Annotated in this window: 19 protein-coding genes; 4 read left to right on the forward strand and 15 right to left on the reverse strand. The window is 64.7% G+C overall.

What is annotated here, in order from left to right; genetic code table 11:
• On the reverse strand, positions 1-960 hold the full coding sequence (locus AB3X96_RS02060; protein WP_368588401.1) for an NAD(P)H-dependent flavin oxidoreductase: 960 nt from the start codon (positions 958-960) through the stop codon (positions 1-3).
• Between the two features lie 316 nt (positions 961-1276).
• On the opposite strand from AB3X96_RS02060, the gene AB3X96_RS02065 reads away from it, so the two are divergent.
• The gene (locus AB3X96_RS02065; protein ID WP_368588402.1) at positions 1277-2167 is read left to right on the forward strand and encodes an alpha/beta fold hydrolase; all 891 of its coding nucleotides are present in this window, start codon (positions 1277-1279) and stop codon (positions 2165-2167) included.
• A 38-nt stretch (positions 2168-2205) separates the two neighbouring features.
• Here AB3X96_RS02065 and AB3X96_RS02070 read toward each other — a convergent pair whose 3' ends face one another.
• Positions 2206-2676 carry an Lrp/AsnC family transcriptional regulator gene (locus AB3X96_RS02070; RefSeq protein ID WP_368588403.1) on the reverse strand — a complete coding sequence of 157 codons (471 nt, stop codon included), beginning with the start codon at positions 2674-2676 and terminating at the stop codon, positions 2206-2208.
• A 113-nt stretch (positions 2677-2789) separates the two neighbouring features.
• Between AB3X96_RS02070 and AB3X96_RS02075 the strand changes: the two genes are divergently transcribed.
• Complete coding sequence (locus tag AB3X96_RS02075; protein ID WP_368588404.1) at positions 2790-3728, forward strand: DMT family transporter; 939 nt, start codon at positions 2790-2792, stop codon at positions 3726-3728.
• Positions 3729-4027: 299 nt separating this feature from the next.
• On the opposite strand, the gene AB3X96_RS02080 is transcribed toward AB3X96_RS02075, so the two are convergent.
• The 6 genes from AB3X96_RS02080 to AB3X96_RS02105 form a co-directional block, all read right to left on the reverse strand.
• Positions 4028-4945 (reverse strand): MBL fold metallo-hydrolase, encoded by a 918-nt coding sequence (locus AB3X96_RS02080; RefSeq protein ID WP_368588405.1) that lies wholly within the window; start codon positions 4943-4945, stop codon positions 4028-4030.
• Entirely contained in the window at positions 4942-5415 is a 474-nt protein-coding gene (locus tag AB3X96_RS02085; protein WP_176368308.1) for a MaoC family dehydratase, read from the reverse strand. Before AB3X96_RS02085 ends, AB3X96_RS02080 begins: the two co-directional genes overlap by 4 nt.
• On the reverse strand, positions 5412-5657 hold the full coding sequence (locus tag AB3X96_RS02090) for a DUF1289 domain-containing protein (protein ID WP_368588406.1): 246 nt from the start codon (positions 5655-5657) through the stop codon (positions 5412-5414). Before AB3X96_RS02090 ends, AB3X96_RS02085 begins: the two co-directional genes overlap by 4 nt.
• 5 nt (positions 5658-5662) lie before the next feature.
• On the reverse strand, positions 5663-6184 hold the full coding sequence (locus AB3X96_RS02095; protein WP_176122281.1) for a YbaK/EbsC family protein: 522 nt from the start codon (positions 6182-6184) through the stop codon (positions 5663-5665).
• 34 nt (positions 6185-6218) lie between these two features.
• Positions 6219-7145 carry a hydroxymethylglutaryl-CoA lyase gene (locus AB3X96_RS02100; protein ID WP_368588407.1) on the reverse strand — a complete coding sequence of 309 codons (927 nt, stop codon included), beginning with the start codon at positions 7143-7145 and terminating at the stop codon, positions 6219-6221.
• A 116-nt stretch (positions 7146-7261) separates the two neighbouring features.
• Positions 7262-8203: a 2-hydroxyacid dehydrogenase gene (locus tag AB3X96_RS02105; RefSeq protein ID WP_368588408.1), complete on the reverse strand. Its 942-nt coding sequence runs from the start codon at positions 8201-8203 to the stop codon at positions 7262-7264.
• A 316-nt stretch (positions 8204-8519) separates the two neighbouring features.
• Here AB3X96_RS02105 and AB3X96_RS02110 point away from each other — a divergent pair, with 316 nt between their 5' ends.
• Both AB3X96_RS02110 and AB3X96_RS02115 read left to right on the forward strand, forming a co-directional pair.
• Positions 8520-9122 carry an alpha/beta hydrolase gene (locus AB3X96_RS02110; RefSeq protein WP_176368312.1) on the forward strand — a complete coding sequence of 201 codons (603 nt, stop codon included), beginning with the start codon at positions 8520-8522 and terminating at the stop codon, positions 9120-9122.
• A gap of 102 nt (positions 9123-9224) precedes the next feature.
• Entirely contained in the window at positions 9225-10262 is a 1038-nt protein-coding gene (locus tag AB3X96_RS02115; protein WP_368588409.1) for a sulfate ABC transporter substrate-binding protein, read from the forward strand.
• A gap of 108 nt (positions 10263-10370) precedes the next feature.
• Here AB3X96_RS02115 and bioB read toward each other — a convergent pair whose 3' ends face one another.
• The 7 genes from bioB to AB3X96_RS02150 form a co-directional block, all read right to left on the reverse strand.
• Positions 10371-11471 (reverse strand): biotin synthase BioB, encoded by a 1101-nt coding sequence (gene bioB / locus AB3X96_RS02120; protein WP_368588410.1) that lies wholly within the window; start codon positions 11469-11471, stop codon positions 10371-10373.
• A 52-nt stretch (positions 11472-11523) separates the two neighbouring features.
• A complete protein-coding gene (bioD, locus tag AB3X96_RS02125; protein WP_368588411.1) occupies positions 11524-12264 on the reverse strand; it encodes a dethiobiotin synthase in 741 nt (246 codons plus the stop codon).
• Positions 12261-13445 (reverse strand): 8-amino-7-oxononanoate synthase, encoded by a 1185-nt coding sequence (gene bioF, locus AB3X96_RS02130; RefSeq protein WP_368588412.1) that lies wholly within the window; start codon positions 13443-13445, stop codon positions 12261-12263. Before bioF ends, bioD begins: the two co-directional genes overlap by 4 nt.
• Complete coding sequence (gene bioA, locus AB3X96_RS02135) at positions 13445-14806, reverse strand: adenosylmethionine--8-amino-7-oxononanoate transaminase (RefSeq protein ID WP_368588413.1); 1362 nt, start codon at positions 14804-14806, stop codon at positions 13445-13447. The genes bioF and bioA overlap by 1 nt, the downstream gene beginning before the upstream one ends.
• Positions 14807-15255: 449 nt before the next feature.
• Positions 15256-16563 (reverse strand): dienelactone hydrolase family protein, encoded by a 1308-nt coding sequence (locus tag AB3X96_RS02140; RefSeq protein ID WP_368588414.1) that lies wholly within the window; start codon positions 16561-16563, stop codon positions 15256-15258.
• A 613-nt stretch (positions 16564-17176) separates the two neighbouring features.
• Entirely contained in the window at positions 17177-17632 is a 456-nt protein-coding gene (locus AB3X96_RS02145) for a YchJ family protein (protein ID WP_368588415.1), read from the reverse strand.
• Between the two features lie 7 nt (positions 17633-17639).
• Positions 17640-18770, reverse strand: a complete 1131-nt coding sequence (locus AB3X96_RS02150; protein WP_368588416.1) for an acyl-CoA dehydrogenase family protein — start codon at positions 18768-18770, stop codon at positions 17640-17642.
• Positions 18771-18795 lie beyond the last annotated feature (25 nt).

Raw genomic sequence — 18795 nt, forward strand, 5'->3', positions numbered from 1 at the left:
TCAGCGCGCGATGCCGAGCCGCGCCTTCGCGTCGTCGTATTCCTTCTTCAGACGCCGCACGAGTTCGGCGACGTCCGGCACGTCGTCCATCAGGCCGACGCCCTGGCCCGCGCCCCAGATGTCCTTCCACGCCTTCGCCTTTTCGCTGCCGAAGTTCATCTTGGTCTTGTCCGATTCGGGCAGCGCGTCCGGGTCGAGCCCCGCGTTCTGGATGCTTTCGCGGATGTAGTTGCCGTGAACGCCGGTGAACAGGTTCGTGTAGATGATGTCCGACGCCTTCGCGTTGATGATCGCCTGCTTGTAGCTGTCAACTGCATGCGCTTCTTTGGTCGCGATGAAGCGCGTGCCCATGTACGCGAGGTCCGCGCCCATCGCCTGCGCGGCGAGAATCGAGCCGCCGTTCGCGATCGAGCCCGACAGCACGATCGGGCCGTCGAAAATGCGCCGCACCTCGCCGACCAGCGCGAACGGCGAGGTGGTGCCCGCGTGACCACCCGCGCCCGACGCGACCAGAATCAGCCCGTCGACGCCAGCGTCCAGCGCCTTCTGTGCATGGCGCAGATTGATCACGTCGTGCAGCACGATGCCGCCATAGCTATGCACCGCATCGACGATCTCGCGCGCCGGCGCGCGCAGGCTGGTGATGAAGATCGGCACTTTGTGCTCGACGCAGACGCGCACGTCATGTTCGAGCCGCGCATTCGACTGATGGACGATCTGATTGACCGCGATCGGGCCGATCACCGCATCCGGGTTCGCGGCCTTGTGCTCGGCGAGTTGCGCCTGGATCTGCGTGAGCCACTCGTCGAGCAACTCGGCCGGACGCGCGTTGAGGGCAGGGAACGAGCCGACGATACCGGCCTTGCACTGTGCCAACACGAGTTCGGGATAGCTGACGATGAACATCGGTGAAGCGACAACGGGCAGCGCGAGGTTTTGCAGAACGGCGGGCAGTGCCATGGTGCGAATCTCCAGATTGGGCCAACCGGTGCGGCGCGCGCCCGGCGGATAGATGAGTTTAGCGGCGGGACACGGCTTGCGGCGTGTCGGGCGGCGAATGCGTGTGGCAATCGCACGAAACCGGCATGCCGTAGTCGCGACAAACATTTAAGAACGATCGTTCGATTATAGGCGAAATGGACGACCACCGCGCGTTAGGGCCATCCGAAGCGGTTCGAAGGAGTATTCAGGTTCCACGTCTGCGTGGGTTATCCCACCTCGCACGGACTTGTCGGCCTTCTACAATGCACGGACCTCAAACGATCAACGAGACGTCATGGCCTTCGAAAATTTCACGCCTTTTCGTGTCGCCGTGGGCGATGTCGATATTTTCGGAGTGAAGGGCGGCGCCGGGCCGCCTCTGTTGCTGCTGCACGGCCATCCGCAATCGCATCTGATCTGGGAGCGCTGCGCCGCGCCGCTCGCGCAGCACTTCACGGTGATCGCAGCCGATCTGCGCGGCTATGGCGCGTCAGGCAAACCACCGAGCGATGCGACGCACACGCCGTATTCGAAGCGCGTCATGGCGGCCGACCAGGTCGCGGTGATGCGCCACTTCGGCTTCGAGCGCTTCCTCGTTTGCGCGCACGATCGCGGCGCGCGCGTCGCGCACCGGATGGCGCTCGATCACGCCGAGGCCGTGGAGCGTTTGATGCTGCTCGACATCGCGCCGACGCTCGCGATGTACGAAGCCACCGACCGCACGTTCGCGACGCACTACTTCCACTGGTTCTTCCTGATCCAGCCCGAGCCGCTGCCCGAAACGTTGATCGGGGCGAATCCGGCCGCCTATGTCGACGCGGTGATGGGCGGACGTCACGCGGGCCTCGCGCCGTTCGACCCCGCCGCGCTCGACGCCTATCGGGCAGCGCTCGCGCAACCGGGCGCGGTGCACGCGATGTGCGAGGACTATCGCGCGTCGGCGAGTATCGACCTCGAACATGATCGCGCGGATATCGAGCGCGGCAACAAGATCGGCTGTCCGCTGCGCGTGCTGTGGGGCGACAAGGGCGTGGTCGAAAAATGCTTCGATGCGCTCGACGAATGGCGGCATGTCGCGCGCGACGTGAGCGGCCGCGCGCTATCGTGCGGGCACTATCTGCCCGAGGAAGCGCCGGACGAACTGGTCGCCGAGATGCTGTCGTTTTTCGAGGCGGTCGAAAAATAAGCGCCGGGCCGCTTCGCGCGGCCTTGGTGCGACCTTGGTCAGCCGAGCGGCGGCAGCCGCCGCGCGACCGGCGTCGACTTGACGATCGCGGTGCTGGTTTCCGCGCGCTCGGTCACTTTCGACAGGATCTCGTCGAGCTGCTCGATCGAATGCAGGTAAAGGCGGCAGATGAAACAGTCGTCGCCGGTCACCTTGTCGCATTCGACGAACTCCGGAATGCGCCGGATCACTTCCTCCACCAGATGCAACTGGCCGGGCAGCGGCTTCACGCGCACGATCGCCTGCAGCGTGAAGCCGAGCGCACGCGGATCGATCTGCACGGTGAAGCGTTCGATCACGCGCTGCGCTTCGAGCCGCCGCACGCGCTCGGCCGTGCTTGGCGCCGACAAGCCGACGACGCGCGCGAGTTCGCTGACCGTCTGGCGCGCGTCCTGCGCGAGCGCGGCGAGCAGTGCGCGGTCGGTGTCGTCGAGTGCGACCGGTGCGATCGATGCAAGGCGTTTGCTCATGATGGCCTTCGTTTATGAGGTGAAAAAGCAATAACGCTTAAGTTTAGCCATGTATTCGCGTGGGTGGATTAATTACACTGCCAGTTATGCAGTCATCAATCCGGGATCGAATCATGGCTTCAAACAAGGCTTCAGCGACGAGCTCGAGCAGTTCGTCCAGCGACATCCGCCGCGGCGCGGCCGAGATGAGTATTGCGATGCTGATGTCGGGCACGATCGGCTGGCTCGTCGTGTCGTCGCAGCAAAGCCCTTTTAACGTGGTGTTTTTCCGCTGCATTTTCGGCGGCGCGACGCTCGCGCTCGTGTGCGCGGTGCTCGGCCTGTTTCGCCGCGAGCTGTTTTCGTGGAAGATGCTCGGCCTCGCGTTAGTCGGCGGCGCGGCGATCGTCGTGAACTGGGTGCTGCTGTTCGCCGCGTATTCACGCGCGTCGATTTCAATGGCGACGGCCGTCTACAACACGCAGCCGTTCATGCTGGTCGGGCTCGGTGCGCTGGTGTTTCGCGAGCGCATCAGCGCGTCGACGATCGCGTGGCTCGTGGTCGCGTTCGTCGGGCTCGTGTTCGTCGTGAAGGTCGAGCCGGCCGTGCTCGCGGTGCCGGGGCAATATCTGGTCGGCGTCGCCTATGCGGTCGGCGCGGCGGCGATGTACGCGGTGTCGTCGATCATCACGAAGCGGCTGAAGGGCACGCCGCCGCATCTGCTCGCGCTGATCCAGGTGTCGCTCGGCGTGTTGTTGCTCGCGCCGTTCGTGCGCTTCGACGCGTTGCCTGCAAGCGGGGTGCAGTGGCTCGAACTGGTCGTGCTCGGCGTCGTCCATACCGGTCTCATGTACGTGCTGCTGTATGGCGCGATTCAGAAGCTGCCAACGTCGATGACGGGCGCGTTGTCGTTCATCTATCCGGTGGTCGCGATCATCGTCGACCGGATTGCGTTCGGACAGACACTCGCATGGATTCAGGTGCTGGGCGCCGCGCTGATTCTGCTGGCGGCGGCGGGCGTGAATCTCGGCTGGCGGATCGTGCCGCAAAAGAAGTGCTTATCGTCCACGTAATACCGATTTGACACTCGATCGGATATTGCCAGGGATTCCGGAATAAAGTGCGCGCATTCGAACGCCTAACGCGGCTTGATGACAGAAGATGTATGCATTTGTAAAACGCGGTGTCAATTTTCTGTAGGGAAATCACCGATGCGTTGCGAATATTCGTGCGCGTATCATTGATGGCGACGCTGATCACGTCCACACAGATGTTCCGCCGCTCGCCTCGTCGAGCGGCTTTCTTTTTGTCGGTACGGTTTTGGTTCCGGTGCGCTTTTCGACTGCACCGGCTGCACGGCCCAATCACACGTTCAACGCCGCGCGAGAATGCGCGTGCCGTCCACTTCGAGCGGTCCACCATTTGCCGCGAGTTTCCCGATCATTCCCGTTAGCAACGCTGGCCATTCGCTGCGTGGCTTCAGCATCGACGCGGCGGCGCGCATCACGGACGCGTCGTCGAGCATGCGCAAAAGCGTGTCCACGCTCATCTCGCGAACTTCGAGCAGCTTGAATACGATCAGCACCTTCAGCGCGTTCCTAGCGTTGCGCGCGGGATCGGCACGCAACCAGGCTACGCGCGACATCGCGCGGTCGAGCGCCGGTTCGACATGCGTGAACGGCGCGCCGTGGCCTGGGATGACCACGCGCACGTCGAGTGTCGCGATCATGTCGAGCACGGCCTGCTGCTCGGCAAAGCCGCTTTCGCCTTCGAGTTCGGGAAAGATCACGCCGAAACCGTTTTCCCATAGCGCGTCCGCGCTGATCAGCAAGCGTTCGTCCGCGCAATAAAGCATCAGCGAATGCGGATCGTGGCCCGGTGTGCCGAGCACCTGCCAGTCGAGTGCGCCGAGCCGCAAGCGTGCGCCGGGCGCAAGCGTGCCGGTGAAGCCGAAGCGCTCGCAGGTTTGACCGGTCGCGCGAAAGCTGAGGCGCGCTTCGTCCCAGTCGCGTACGGCATCGGCTTCGGATGACGGGATCAGCGTGCGACACGACCATGTGGCCTGCAACAGCGTGTTGCCGCCGCAGTGATCCGAATGCAGATGCGTGTTGACGATCAGATCGAGCGGCCGCGTGTGCAACGCATTGCGCACCAGCGCGACCGTCTGCGAAGCGTGCGTCGCATAGCCGGTATCGACGAGCGCTGCGCATGCTTCATCGACGAGCAGCACATTGTTCGACGACAGCCAGCCGCGCTCGAACACCTGGATCGATGCGGGCAGCGCGATCATGGTGCGGCCGTTTTCGATTGCGCGTGCTCGAGCGCGTCGGGCTTCGGCATCACGAGGATCGTCGAGGTGCCCGTCAGCAGCAGTTCGCCGCGCTGATTGACCACGGTGCCTTCGAGGTAGGTCAGGTCGCCGCTCAGGCTCGGCTTCCAGTGAGCGTCGCGCACACGCCATGTGATCGTCAGCGTGTCGTGCGCCTGCACCGCCTTCTTCAGCTTGATATCGAATTCGAGGCCGAGCGGTTGCGCGTAAGTAGAAAAATGCGTGGCGAGCAGCGCCATGAAATACGCGGTGGGTTGCGTGCCCGACGCGATCAGCCCGCCAAAGCGGCTTTGCGCGGCATACGCTTCATCGTGATGCAGCGGGTTCAGATCGACGACGAGGGTTGCGAACGATTTGATCGACTCCACCGACAACGCGAGCGTCGAACTGAACGTCTCACCGAGCGTGACGACGCGCGGCGCGGCTTTCATTGCTTCTCCTTCGCCGTCGATGCGGTGCGGCCAGCAATGAACTCCGCGTGGCGCGCTTCGATCGCATCCCATACCGCGCGCTTATCGTCGTCGTCGAACGTCGACCAGCCGGCGATTTCGTCGATCGTGCGCAGGCATCCTTCGCACCAGCCGGTCGACGCATCCATCCTGCACACGTTGATGCACGGCGATGGCACGCAGACGTCGCCGGCTTTTTGTTCGTAAGGCTTACTGCTCGCCATCGTGTTCAGGCCGGCTCGCGCAACGCGACATCGACGACCGGCGCGCCCGTCAGCGCGATCAGCTCCTGCGCGGTCAGATTGAACACTGCGTGCGGATGACCAGCGGCCGCCCACAGGCTCTCCAGCTCGAGCAGATCGGCATCGATCAGCGTGACCGGCTCGGTCGCATGGCCGACCGGGCACACGCCACCGATCGCATAGCCGGTTTTTTCACGCACGAACTTCGCGTCCGCGCGGCCGATCTCGCCGACCTGCGCGGCCACCTTCTTTTCGTCGACGCGATTCGCGCCGCTCGCGATCACGAGCACCGGGGCGTCGTCTTCGCGGCGCCGGAACAGAATCGACTTCGCGATTTGCGCGACCGCGCAGCCAAGTCCAGCGGCCGCTTCGGCGGAAGTCTTGCCGGTTTCCGGCAGCATCACGATTCGCCCCGCGTGACCGCGTTCGCGCAGCAGCAGCGCGACGCGGCGTGCAGAGTCGGGCAGCGCGGCGAGATCGTCGGAGTCGAAGGACGCGAGGTCGTTCATCGTTGGAAATCCTGATTCAAAATGGATGGAGCGTTTATACGCAGGTATTCGCTTCGCTGCGCGCCTTCGCGAGCAGCGCTTTGCCGGCGCGCGACACGTTGGCCCGGCCGATCGCGTTCGAAATGAAGTCGCCGATCTCGACCACCTGGGCGAGGTCGATGCCGGTCTCGATGCCGAGGCCGTTCATCAGGTACAACACGTCTTCGGTCGCGACGTTGCCGGTCGCGCCCTTCGCGTACGGGCAACCGCCGAGCCCCGCGACCGATGCATGAAAAATCTCGATGCCTTCGAGCAGCGCAGCGTAAATGTTCGCAAGCGCCTGGCCGTAGGTGTCGTGGAAGTGTCCCGACAGATGCTCGCGCGGAAACACTTCGGTCACCGCCTCGAACACTTCGCGGGTGCGCTTCGGCGTGCCGACACCGATCGTGTCGGCGATATCGATCTCGTCGCAGCCGAGCGCCGCGAAGCGCTTGACGACGTCGACGACCGACGCGACCGGCACCTCACCCTGATACGGACAGCCGAGCGCGCACGACACGCTGCCGCGAATCCGCAGGCCATGTTGTTTCGCCGCTGCGGCAACCGGCGCGAAGCGCTCGATGCTCTCGGCGATGCTGCAGTTGATGTTCTTCTGCGAGAACGCCTCGCTCGCCGCGCCGAAGATCACGATCTCGTCGGCGCGCGCGGCGAGCGCGCCTTCGAAGCCGCGCAGGTTCGGCGTCAGCACCGAGTAGATGGTGCCGGCGCGGCGCTCGATGCCAGCCATCACATCAGCGCCGTCGGCCATCTGCGGCACCCATTTCGGCGACACGAACGACGCCGCTTCGACGTTGCGAAAACCCGCCGCCGACAGCCGGTTGATCAGTTCGATCTTGGTCGCGGTCGGCACGAATTCCTTCTCGTTCTGCAGCCCGTCGCGCGGGCCCACTTCGACGATTTTCACTTGTTGCGGTAAGGCCATGATGTGCTCCGATCCGATGCGGTTTTACCGCAGTCCCATCCAGGATGGGTGCTGCCGCATTGCTGTAATTTAGTTCAGCCCGCGCGCCTGCGACGCGCGCGGGCGTGGGAATGCACCTAGTAGCCGCGCTCCACCTGCACTATTCCGCTCACCTGCTCACCGCGCATCATCGCGCCGATCTTGTCCGCGACCTGCGCGACGCTGTCCTCGCGCAATGTCAGCGCCGACGTATGCGGCGTGATCGTGATGCGCGGCTCGCGCCAGAACGGATGATCGGCGGGCAGCGGTTCCTCGCGGAACACGTCGAGCGTCGCGGCGGCGAGCTGGCCGCTCGCGAGCGCGGCGAGCAGATCCGTTTCGACCAGATGCGCGCCGCGCGCGACGTTGATCAGATATGCGCCGCGCGCGAGCTTCGCGAAGACTCGCGCATTCAGCACGCTTTCCGTGTCGGGTGTATGCGGCAGCAGATTGACGAGCACCTTCGCGCCGTCGAGGAAGCTATCGAACTGCGCGTCGCCGGCGAACGTCGCGATGCCGTCGATCCGCTTCGCGCTGCGGCTATAGCCGCGCACGGGCACGCCGAACGAAGCGAGCGATTGCGCGACCTGCGTGCCGAGCACGCCGAGACCGAGCACGCCCACAGTGAACGTTGCGCGCGGATGCGGCTCGAGCACTTTCCAGCGGCGTTCGCCCTGCAGCATCTGGTATTCGTCGAAGCGGCGCAGATAGCGCAGCACCGCATGCGTCACATACTCGGCCATCTGCGCGCCCATGCCGGCATCTTCGAGGCGAATCAATGGCACCTCGGGCGGCAACGTGCCGGGGTGCGCGCGTTCGAGCGCGAGAATCGCATCGACGCCCGCGCCAAGATTGAAGATCGCGCGCAGCGTCGTGCGGCCGGCCAGCATCTCGCGCGGCGGACGCCAGACCACCGCGAAATCGGCTGGCGCGTTGTCGCCGGGCTGCCATTCGCGCAGATCGGCCGCGGGCAACGCGCGCGCGAAATCGTGCAGCCAGGCGGCGGCTTCGGTGTGCGGTGCGTAGAAGAGTATTTTCATGCGGTACCGATTGCGGCGGCGTCGATCTGCGCATCAGCGGGGCGGGCTGTCAGCGCGCCTCGACGATGGAGCGACGTGAGCGGCATCGGGTCTCCTCCCGTTATGAAATAGGCTTCATTCTACTTTTTCGACACAAATCGCGCGCGTCTGCGCACGGGCGTGCGCTTCGGGATGCGTGTAGTCGCGGGCGTCGAGCCCGCGCGTACCGGCGCATTTCTTCGTTTGCCCCATAACCAAAGCACAAAATCTTGGTTCGTCGACGCGCGACCGAGCGGGACAATGATGGCCCGGATTCCCTGCGCTGCGAGGCACGCACATGCTTTCATGCACCCGATCGAGCTGGCCGCCACGGCTCGTCACCGTTCCCGGCCTGCACGGCAGCGAAGGCGCGCATTGGCAAACCTGGCTGGAGCGGCAGTTCGCGCGCTCGTTGCGCGTCGAGCAGGCCAACTGGGACGCGCCCGATCTCGCGCTATGGGCAAAGTCGTTGCGCGATCTGCTCGCGCGCGAACGCGGTCCGTTCGTGCTGGCCGCGCACAGCTTCGGCTGCCTTGCGACTGCGCATGCGTTACAGCAGGGCGCACTCGCCAGCGACGTGGTCGGCGTGCTGTTCGTCGCGCCCGCGAGTCCGCGCAAGTTCGAATTCGCGGGACCGTTCGACGCGCGACGTCTGGGCGTGCCGTCGATCCTGATCGGCAGCGAAACCGATCCGTGGATGACGCTTGCCGACGCGCGCAATCTCGCGCAGCGTTTCGGCAGCGCGTTCGTCAATCTCGGCGATGCGGGGCATATCAACACGGCGGCGGGCTTCGGTCCTTGGCCGCGTGCGAAGTACTTCGTCGATACGCTCGTGCACTGCGCGGCGCCGCTGCGCTTTCGCGAGGAGGCGATCGATACGGTGCAGCATGCGCTCGTGTGAGCACCCCGCTGCGGCGCGCGCCAGGTAAGCAATCCGTTAGAATCCCGCGTCATGCCGCGTATGCGCGGCTACAGGTTTTGATCATCGACAGACGGGGAAACAATGAAGGGCAACACGGGGACATCACGCCGGCTCACAGCGGTCGCGACGGCAGGCATCACACTAGTTGCGCTCGCGTTCGGCGGCGTCACGACAGCGCGCGCGGATACGTCGCTGCTGAACGTGTCGTACGACGTGACGCGCGAGCTGTACAAGGACATCAACGCGGGCTTCATCGCGGACTACAAGCAGAAGAGCGGTGAGACGGTGTCGGTGCGGCAGTCGCACGGCGCGTCGAGCGCGCAGGCGCTGTCGGTGCTGCAGGGGTTGCAGGCCGACGTGGTGACGATGAATCAGCCGAACGACATCGACCTGCTCGCCGAAAAGGGGCACCTGGTCCCCGCCAACTGGCGCGCGCGTCTGCCGGACGATAGCGCGCCCTACACGACTACGATGGTGTTCCTCGTGCGCAAGGGCAACCCGAAGCACATCAAGGACTGGGACGACCTCGCGAAGCCCGGCGTCCAGGCGGTGATCGCGAATCCGAAGACCTCTGGCAACGGACGTTATACGTATCTCGCCGCGTGGGGTTATCGCAAGCAGCAGGGCGGCACCGACGCGCAGGCGCTCGACTTCGTGAAGGCGATCTTCCGCAACGTGCCGGTGCTCGATACCGGCGGCCGAGGAGCGACGACGACGTTCACGCAGCGCGGTATCGGCGATGTGCTCGTCACGTTCGAGAACGAAGTCTCGCTGATCGATACGGGTGTCGGCGCGGGCAGCTATGAAGCGGTGTATCCGTCGCTGAGTTTGCTCGCTGCGCCGCCGGTGTCGATCGTCGATAAGGTCGTCGACAAGCGTGGCACGCGCAAGCAAGCGCAGGCATACCTCGACTATCTGTGGTCGCCGGCCGCGCAGGAGATCATCGCGCGGCATCATCTGCGTCCGCGCGACAAGAACGTCTTCGCGAAGCATGCGGCCGAGTTCAAGCCGATCAAGACGTTCACGGTCGAGCAGATGTTCGGCAGTTGGAAGCAGGCGCAGGACACGCACTTCTCCGACGGGGGGACGTTCGATCAGATTATTGTTGATCGGAAGTGAGCTTCGGGTTTAGCGTAAAAAGTAAAAGGCTGCCTCGCAAAACGAGGCAGCCTTTTTCATTCCCGCACGCTTGGCGCATGCGAGTTACCGATGCAGCGACTCCGCGACTCAATTCGCCGCGCCGTGATCCCCATGCCCATGCGCACACCCACGCTCGCACTCACTCTGCTCGACCGGCATTTGCTGCGCAGCCTCAGCGCGAATGCCCAGACGCGCGAGCAGCTTGCGGTCCGCTTCCGCCTGCGGGTTGCTCGTGGTCAGCAACTGATCGCCGTAAAAGATCGAATTCGCGCCCGCGAGGAAGCACATCGCCTGCAACGCCTCGTCCATCTGTTCGCGGCCGGCCGATAGACGCACCATCGCGCGCGGCATCGTGATGCGCGCAACCGCGATCGTGCGCACGAATTCGAACGGGTCGATCGGTTCGGTGCCGGTCAGCGGCGTGCCTTGCACCTGCACCAGATTGTTGATCGGCACCGATTCCGGGTACGGCTCCATGTTTGCGAGTTGCGCGATCAGCCCCGCGCGTTCGCGGCGCGATTCACCCATGCCGACGATGCCGCCGCAGCACACGTTGATGCCCGCGTCGCGCACGCGTTCGAGCGTGTCGAGCCGATCCTGATAGGTGCGCGTCGAAATGATCTGGCCGTAGAACTCCGGCGACGTATCGAGGTTGTGGTTGTAGTAGTCGAGGCCCGCATCACGCAGCGCTTGTGCCTGGTGCGTTTCGAGCATGCCGAGGGTCACGCAGGTTTCGAGGCCCATTGCCTTCACGCCGCGGATCATGTCCTTGATCGGCTCGAGGTGGCGATCCTTCGGATTGCGCCACGCGGCGCCCATGCAGAAGCGCGTCGCGCCGTTGTCCTTTGCGACTTTCGCTGCGGCGAGCACTTCGTCGACCGGCATCAGCTTGTCGGCCGCGAGACCGGTGTCGTGATGCACCGACTGCGGACAGTACGCGCAATCCTCTTCGCAGCCGCCGGTCTTGATCGACAGCAGCGTAGACAGTTGTACCGCATTCGCGTCGAAATGCTCGCGATGCGTTTGCTGTGCGCGAAACAGCAGGTCGTTGAACGGCAATTCGTACAACGCGACGATATCCGCGACGCGCCAGCGCGCGAGCGGCTTCGCTTCAGTGGCGGCGCCAGTCGAATTGCCGTTGGCGGCGCTCGTGTCGGCGCTGCCCGTTGCGATGTTCAGTTGTGTCATGTGATCGATCCTCGTGTACGGATGAAATGGGGTTCGGCGCTGCTGGGCAGCGCTATGTCGCGCGCAATTGGCGCAGCGTTTGCAGAAGCCGTCGAATATCGAGCTGTTCGGCCGCAAGTTCCGGCGACAGCGGGCTGATATGCGGCACGATACCGAGCAGCGGCGCGTCGTACGCTTGCGCGAGATGCGTGCGAATCGACGCGATGTTTTCGTCGGCGAAGGTCATATCCGGGTCGATGCGATTCGCGACCCAGCCCGCGAGCGTGAGACCGCGCGCGGCGATTGCTTCGGCGCTCAGCAGCGCATGGCTGATGCAGCCGAGCCGCATGCCGACCACCAGCACCACCGGCAGCTTCAGCGCGACGGCGAGATCGGCGGTGTCCTGCGTCGCGGTCAACGGCACGCGAAAGCCGCCGACACCTTCGACCACGACGACCTCGGCGAGCTTCAGCGCCTCGCGATGGCACGCGACGATGTGATCGACATCGAACGAGACGTTTTCCAGCGCCGCAGCGATGTGCGGCGCAGCCGGTTCCTTCAGCAGATACGGCGTGCGCAACGCGGGCGGCAGCAGCACGCTCGACGCGGCATCGAGTTGGTCCGCGTCTTCGTTGTGCAGCACACCGTTCACTTCGAACGCGCCCGCCGCGATCGGCTTCATCGCGGCCGCTTGCAGACCTTCGCGCACGAAGCCGCGCAATAGCGCCGACGACACGAAGGTCTTGCCGATCTCCGTGTCGGTGCCGGTGACGAACAGCGACAGTGCGCCGCCATCGTGATTCAGGTTGCTCATGCGGCGCGCGCTCCGACTTGTTGCAGCGCGGCTTCGAGCCGGTCGAGATCCGCATGCGAGTGCGCGGCCGACAGCGAGATGCGCAGGCGCGACGTGCCGGTCGGCACGGTCGGCGGACGGATCGCGGGCACCCACAGCCCTGCGCGATCGAGCGATGCGGCGATCTCGAGCGTCGCATCGTTCGCGCCGATGATCAGCGGTTGAACGGCCGTATGCGAATCGACGGGCAGCCACGGCGTCGCCTTCAGCATCGCGCGCGTGCGCTCGATCAGTTGCTGCAGATGCGCGCGGCGCGCATCGCCTTCATCGCCGCCGATGATGCGCAGGCTCGCCGACACCGCATGCGCGGCCGCCGGCACCGACGCGGTCGTGAAGATATACGGACGCGCGCGCTGCACGAGCCATTCGATCACGGTCGCGTGCGCGACCACGAAGGCGCCGGAAACGCCCGCCGCCTTGCCGAGCGTGCCGATCGAGATCAGATGCGGCGAGCGCAGCGCGGCTTGCGCGATCGCGCCGCGGCCCTGCGGGCCGAGCACGCCGAAGCCGTGCGCGTCGTCGACGATCAGCCACGCGCCGTGCCGCTCCGCGAGTTCGAGCAAACGCGGCAGCGGCGCGATGTCGCCGTCCATGCTGAACACCGTGTCGGAGACGATCACCTTGACGTCCGCCTCAGACGCTTCGAGCATCGCGCTCAACGCATCCATGTCGCAGTGCGGATAGATCTGCACATCGGCGCGCGACAGCCGCGCACCGTCTATCAGCGATGCGTGATTGAGCGCATCGGAGAATAGCGTCGTGCCGCGGCCCGCGAGCGCGGTCAGCGTCGCGAGATTCGCCATATAGCCGGTGCTGAAATACAACGCGCGGGCATCGTCGACGAATCTGCCCGCGAATGCCGCGAGATCGTCTTCCAACTGCGCATGCGCGCGCGAATGACCGCCGAGCAGATGCGAGCCGCCGCTGCCCGCCCCATACAGCCGCGCGCCTTCCGCGATCGCCTCGATCAACTGTGGGTGCGCGGCGAGGCCCAGGTAGTCGTTGCTCGCGAAGCCGATCATTTCGCGGCCGTCGACCGTCATGTGCGCGGCGCAGGGTGTGTCCGCTGTGCGGCGGCGGCGGCGCAGGCCGCGTGCGTCGATTTCCTTCAGGCCTTCGGCGAGTGTGTCGAGCAGATGCATCAGCGGGCCTCCGCGAGCGTGGCGTCGAAGGTGTCGCGTGTGCGCGCGGCGAGCAGCGCGAGTTCTTCGTCGTCGAGAATGTACGGTGGCATCAGGTATACGGTGGTGCCGATCGGGCGCAACAGTAGCTCGCGTTGGAGCGCGTTTTCGAAGAAGCGGCGCGAGAATGTTTTGGCTCGCTGCGAATCGTCGATCACCGCATCGAACGCGAAGATCGTGCCGCGCTGACGCAGATTGCGCACCTGCGCGTGCTCGGCGAGCGGTGCGAGCGCGGCCTCGAGCGTCGCCGATTTGCGGGCGTTGGTGGGGAGCACGTCGTCGCTCGCGAACAGATCGAGCGTTGCGAGCGCGGCGCGGCACGCGAGCGGATTGCCGGTGTACGAGTGCGAATGCAGGAAGCCGCGTGCGGTGTCGTCGTGATAGAAGGCTGCGAAGATCTCGTCGTGCGACAGCACGATCGACAGCGGCAGATAGCCGCCGCTGATGCCTTTCGACAGACACAGGAAGTCGGGCCACACGCCTGCCTGTTCGCATGCGAAGAACGTGCCGGTGCGGCCGCAGCCGACCGCGATTTCGTCGGCGATCAGATGCACGCCGTACTGGTCGCACAGCGCGCGCAATCCGGCGACGTACGACGCGTCGTGCATCGCCATGCCGGCCGCGCACTGCACGAGCGGCTCGACGATCAGCGCGGCGATGCGGTTCGCGCGCGCCTCGAACAGCGCGCGCACGTTGTCGAGCGCGCGGCGCGCGACGTCGGCGGCGGTTTCGCCCGCTTGCGCGAGCCGTGCATCGGGCGACGCGACGACGTGCGCGTGACGAATCAGCGGATCGTACGCGTCCTTGAATAGCGCGACGTCGGTCACGCCGAGCGCGCCGATCGTCTCGCCGTGGTAGCTGTTGGCAAGGCAGACGAATTCCTGCTTGTCCGCGTAGCCCCGGTTGCGCCAGCTATGAAAGCTCATCTTCAGCGCGATCTCGACCGCCGACGCGCCATCCGACGCGAAGAACGCGTGGCCGAGCGTGTTGCCGGTCAACGCGTGCAGACGTTCGGCGAGCTCGACGGCGGGTTCATGCGTGCAGCCGGCGAGCATCGCGTGTTCGAGCGTATCGAGCTGCTCTTTCAGCGCCGCGTTGATGCGCGGGTTCGCGTGACCGAACAGATTGACCCACCACGAACTGATCGCGTCGAGATAGCGATGACCCGCGCGATCGTATAGCCATGCGCCTTGACCGCGCGCGACGGGGATCAGCGGCAGACGTTCGTGATGCTTCATCTGCGTGCACGGATGCCATACCGCGCGAAGGCTGCGGGCGACCCAATCTTCAGGGGCGACCCGGGGGACTGCTGAATTTTCCAAAGAGGTACTCCGAGGTGCTTTTATGCCACGCACGCGCGAGGTCGGTCTCACGCCTTTTTGAAAGGCGTTTCCGTTTTTTCCGCAGACCTATTCCGGTCGCGAGGAACGAGCCTTGGCGAGCGCGCGGGGTCGAGATTAGCGGTTTATTTCGCCGCGCGCATCAGCTGCGAAACGCGCGTTTTTCGCCGTCGCGTCGAGGTTTGCCGCTGTTCGACGCAGCTCGTTCGACTTCGGGATCAAAGCTCGCTAATCGACGGAGATAGCGACGTCAAAGTAATGGGCTATTACTGGCGAGAATTTGTGGTGAAGAGGTGCTTTTTCACAGGCACGCCGCACGAATGCTGGGTTGCTGTCATGGCGCAACGGTGGCCCGAATGCAAAAAGGCCTGCTGAATCAGCAGGCCTTCGACACGTCGGAACCGAACTCGAATCCAGATGCTATGCGTACTTCACTCCCGGCTCGCAATCGCTTTCCGGCCATTCGCATCGACATCACCCGCATCTGCCGTCTGCGAGCTCTGATTGCCCCACACGACCGAGTTATCGACTGCATACAGCCGGCACGGATCGGAGCTCTGCTTCTGGCAATTCGCCACCGCCACCGACATCGGATCGTCGCCGCCCTCGGCCCACGACCACGCGCCCGAATCCGACACCGCGAATGCGCGGCTCGGATACTGATGCAGGAAGTTGCGATAGCCATTGCGGCCCTCGTTGTCGAGGTACGGCACCGCGTCGACGGCGTCGAGCGCGGCGAAGCCGGTTGCCTGCGGCGCGGCCGGATCGGCGACGTGATACTGCACGGCCGTCGGCATGCCGGCGCGAGCGAGGAACGCTTCGACGGCCGGCCACCATACGCGCACGCCGTCGCGGTCACCGACCAGCCGATGCGCGTCGTTCTTGTACTTGCCGAAGTCGATCATCTTCACGCTCGCGCCATGCGCGCCATACGCGGCGTACATGCCGGCGACGAGCGGCGCGTTCCACACCGAATCGTTATCGCCATAGAGCCACAGCGACGGCACCGTGGTCTTCTCGCCGTACGCGCCGAATGCGCGCGTCAGATTGCCTTGCCAGTCCTCGCAGGAGTCCTGACGCAGGCCGCCCGAGAAATTGATCAGCGCACGCACGCCGGGCGCCGCTTCGGTGCCGTACGCAATCGTCGCGAGACCGCCATGCGAAGTGCCGGCCACCACGATGTGCGTCGCGTCGACATAAGGCTGCTTCGACATGTAATCGATCGTCGCGGCGACGTCGCCGGCCTGGCCGAGGCCATTGCGTTGGACGTCGCAGCCGTCCTGCTCGTACACGCCGTCAGAGTGGCCGAAGCCCTGGCGGTTCGGCGCGACGACCACGTAGCCGCGGCGCACGAATTCGCGCGCGAACGGCAGCGGGTCGCTGCGTTCCTGGGTGCGCGGATCGCCCGGAATCTTGCCGTGGTTGAACACGATCATCGGGAACGGGCCGCGGCCGTCCGGCTTGTAGATCGTGGTTTCGAGCGTGACAGTGCCGGCGGCGTCGACCGGCACGCGGATGATCTTTTCGTTCAGGTGAGCGGTGGGCAGATAGACGTCGTCGTCGAGTGCGAGGCGCGGCACGCGGGCGCGCGACAGCGGTCCCTGGGTGTCGCTGGTCGGTGTCGCGTTGTGTGCCGAAGGCGAAGAATAAGCGAGCGGATCGGCGTGCGCGATCGTGACAGCACACGTGGCCGCGGCGCAGATCGCCGCACACTTCGTCAGAACCTTGCTCAACACCATTGACGCACCTGCTTGAAAGACCTGTCCTGAACTCCGTGCTGTCCGGTGGCCAAAAACGCTGCTGACGTTCAGCTTTCGTTCGCGTTTTCGACACAAACAGACTCACTCGCGTGCGTAGTGCGCAAAGCGCACGCACGCAAATCACCATCGCACGGGATGAACCCAACGGCCGACGCGACCCCACGCGCCGAGGATGAGCGTCACTCGGTGCTACCGGAGCCCGCGCGGCGCGCTTTCGATCAGCGGCCGGTCAGGCTTCCTTTGCATCTTGCGGAACTGGTGTGACCCGCTCTCGCAATGTGACGTCATGAAACTACGGACTCATCCTGGCACGACAATTTTGTTTTGTGCAATCAAGGAGAACCCGCGACGAAAAAATTGCTGCGTCTGCGTATAAGGCCTCAAAGCCTTGCCAGGCAAGGGCCGGGGATATGTGGCGGGAAGCGGCGACTAAAGGTCGTGTAAGTGCTGTGGCGCGAGGCCAACGAAGGAGCCTGCGCGCGTGGAACGAAAAAAAGCCCGATCCGAGGGCTTTTATGAATTTTGTCGAGAGCGAGTGACAGGCATGAGAAAGCCTCGACGCGTAATGCAGCGATCACTTAATCAGCGCGTGCTACTCATTGACGTCTCCGTCTACATAACGCCAGCGACCATCATCGCAACGCAGAAAGCGGCTCAATTCATGCAGCCGATGTGCACGTCCCCCCACTTTGTAGCGGGCAATGAATTCGACAGTCGCGTGATCGGCATCGCTTTCGGCGAACGCTTTGATCTGCAGTCCGAGCCAACGAGGCGCGTCGGGTGCGGTGGGATCGACTTCGAGATCGGCGGGGCAGGTGTTGGGGTCCCACGTCGCGCGCAGGTAGTCGGTTGCACCGAGCACGTACGCGCTATAGCGCGAGCGCATCAGTTCGAGCGCGTGCGGCGCCGCTTCGCCGCCGTCGATATAGCGGCCGCAGCATTGTGCGAAACACGGGGCCTTGGTCGCGGTGCCTGGGCGTGCGGCGGGCGCGGCGCCGCCGCATGGGCAGTCGACAGGTCTTTGCAGTGACAACAATGGCTTATTCATTGAAATTTCAGTTGAGCGCGCGAGCGATCAGGATCTTCTGGATATCGCTCGTGCCTTCGTAGATCTGGCACACGCGCACGTCACGGTAAATCCGCTCGACCGGGAAGTCGCTCAGATAACCGTAGCCGCCGTGAATCTGCAACGCGGCCGAGCAGATGCGCTCGGCCGCTTCGGAAGCGAACAGCTTTGCCATCGCGGCTTCGGTCAGGCACGGTTGGCCCGCGTCCTTCAGCGACGCAGCGTGCCAGATCAATTGACGCGCGGCTTCGAGTTGCGTGGCCATGTCGGCCAGACGGAACTGCACCGCCTGGTGCGAGAACAGCGGCGCGCCGAAGCTCTCGCGTTCTTTTGCGTAAGTCAGCGCCGCTTCGAACGCGGCGCGCGCCATGCCGACGCTTTGCGCAGCGATGCCGATGCGCCCGCCTTCGAGCCCTGACAACGCGATCCGGTAGCCTTCGCCTTCCGCGCCAATCAGGTTCGCTGCCGGCACACGGCAGTCCTCGAACACGATCTGCGCGGTGTCTGACGAATGCTGGCCGAGCTTGTCTTCGACACGCGCGACTACGTAGCCCGGCGTGCTGGTGGGCACGATGAACGCACTGATGCCGCGTTTGCCGGCGGTCTTGTCGGTGACGGCCATTACGATCGCGACGTCGCCGTTCTTGCCGCTCGTAATGAACTGCTTGACGCCGTTCAGCACGTACGCGTCGCCATCGCGCGTCGCGGTAGTGCGCAGCGCCGACGCATCCGAGCCCGCTTGCGGCTCGGTCAGGCAGAACGCGCCGAGCATCTCGCCGCGCGCGAGCGGCGTGAGCCAGTCGCGCTTCTGCGCGTCGTTGCCATAGGTGAGCAGGATGCTGCACACGGGGCAGTTGTTCACCGAGATCGCGGTCGACGTGCCGCCATCGCCGGCCGCGATTTCTTCGAGGATCAGCGCGAGCGCGAGCGCGTCCATGCCGGCGCCGCCATACGCGTCGGGCACCAGCACGCCATAGGCGCCGAGTTCGGCGAGCTGCCGGTGCACGTCGCGCGGAAAGGTGCGCTCGCGATCCCATTGCGCCGCGTACGGCGTGATCGCTTCGCGCACGAAGGTGCGCAGCGCGTCGCGCACCATCAGGTGATCCTGGTCAAGCACCATGAGTGTGTCTCCGATCCGATGCAAC

This window comes from Paraburkholderia sp. BR13439, from assembly GCF_040948805.1.
Lineage (GTDB): Bacteria > Pseudomonadota > Gammaproteobacteria > Burkholderiales > Burkholderiaceae > Paraburkholderia > Paraburkholderia youngii.

What these genes read in the sequence shown, in the direction of transcription:
- AB3X96_RS02145 (WP_368588415.1), bottom strand. Translation starts at nt 17,632, where the DNA reads ATGAATAAGCCATTGTTGTCACTGCAAAGACCTGTCGACTGCCCATGC.
- AB3X96_RS02140 (WP_368588414.1), bottom strand. Translation starts at nt 16,563, where the DNA reads ATGGTGTTGAGCAAGGTTCTGACGAAGTGTGCGGCGATCTGCGCCGCG.
- AB3X96_RS02080 (WP_368588405.1), bottom strand. Translation starts at nt 4,945, where the DNA reads ATGATCGCGCTGCCCGCATCGATCCAGGTGTTCGAGCGCGGCTGGCTG.
- AB3X96_RS02090 (WP_368588406.1), bottom strand. Translation starts at nt 5,657, where the DNA reads ATGGCGAGCAGTAAGCCTTACGAACAAAAAGCCGGCGACGTCTGCGTG.
- AB3X96_RS02110 (WP_176368312.1), top strand. Translation starts at nt 8,520, where the DNA reads ATGCTTTCATGCACCCGATCGAGCTGGCCGCCACGGCTCGTCACCGTT.
- AB3X96_RS02150 (WP_368588416.1), bottom strand. Translation starts at nt 18,770, where the DNA reads ATGGTGCTTGACCAGGATCACCTGATGGTGCGCGACGCGCTGCGCACC.
- bioD (WP_368588411.1), bottom strand. Translation starts at nt 12,264, where the DNA reads ATGAGCAACCTGAATCACGATGGCGGCGCACTGTCGCTGTTCGTCACC.
- AB3X96_RS02095 (WP_176122281.1), bottom strand. Translation starts at nt 6,184, where the DNA reads ATGAACGACCTCGCGTCCTTCGACTCCGACGATCTCGCCGCGCTGCCC.
- bioB (WP_368588410.1), bottom strand. Translation starts at nt 11,471, where the DNA reads ATGACACAACTGAACATCGCAACGGGCAGCGCCGACACGAGCGCCGCC.
- AB3X96_RS02060 (WP_368588401.1), bottom strand. Translation starts at nt 960, where the DNA reads ATGGCACTGCCCGCCGTTCTGCAAAACCTCGCGCTGCCCGTTGTCGCT.
- AB3X96_RS02070 (WP_368588403.1), bottom strand. Translation starts at nt 2,676, where the DNA reads ATGAGCAAACGCCTTGCATCGATCGCACCGGTCGCACTCGACGACACC.
- bioF (WP_368588412.1), bottom strand. Translation starts at nt 13,445, where the DNA reads ATGCATCTGCTCGACACACTCGCCGAAGGCCTGAAGGAAATCGACGCA.
- AB3X96_RS02100 (WP_368588407.1), bottom strand. Translation starts at nt 7,145, where the DNA reads ATGGCCTTACCGCAACAAGTGAAAATCGTCGAAGTGGGCCCGCGCGAC.
- AB3X96_RS02075 (WP_368588404.1), top strand. Translation starts at nt 2,790, where the DNA reads ATGGCTTCAAACAAGGCTTCAGCGACGAGCTCGAGCAGTTCGTCCAGC.
- AB3X96_RS02085 (WP_176368308.1), bottom strand. Translation starts at nt 5,415, where the DNA reads ATGAAAGCCGCGCCGCGCGTCGTCACGCTCGGTGAGACGTTCAGTTCG.
- AB3X96_RS02115 (WP_368588409.1), top strand. Translation starts at nt 9,225, where the DNA reads ATGAAGGGCAACACGGGGACATCACGCCGGCTCACAGCGGTCGCGACG.
- AB3X96_RS02065 (WP_368588402.1), top strand. Translation starts at nt 1,277, where the DNA reads ATGGCCTTCGAAAATTTCACGCCTTTTCGTGTCGCCGTGGGCGATGTC.
- AB3X96_RS02105 (WP_368588408.1), bottom strand. Translation starts at nt 8,203, where the DNA reads ATGAAAATACTCTTCTACGCACCGCACACCGAAGCCGCCGCCTGGCTG.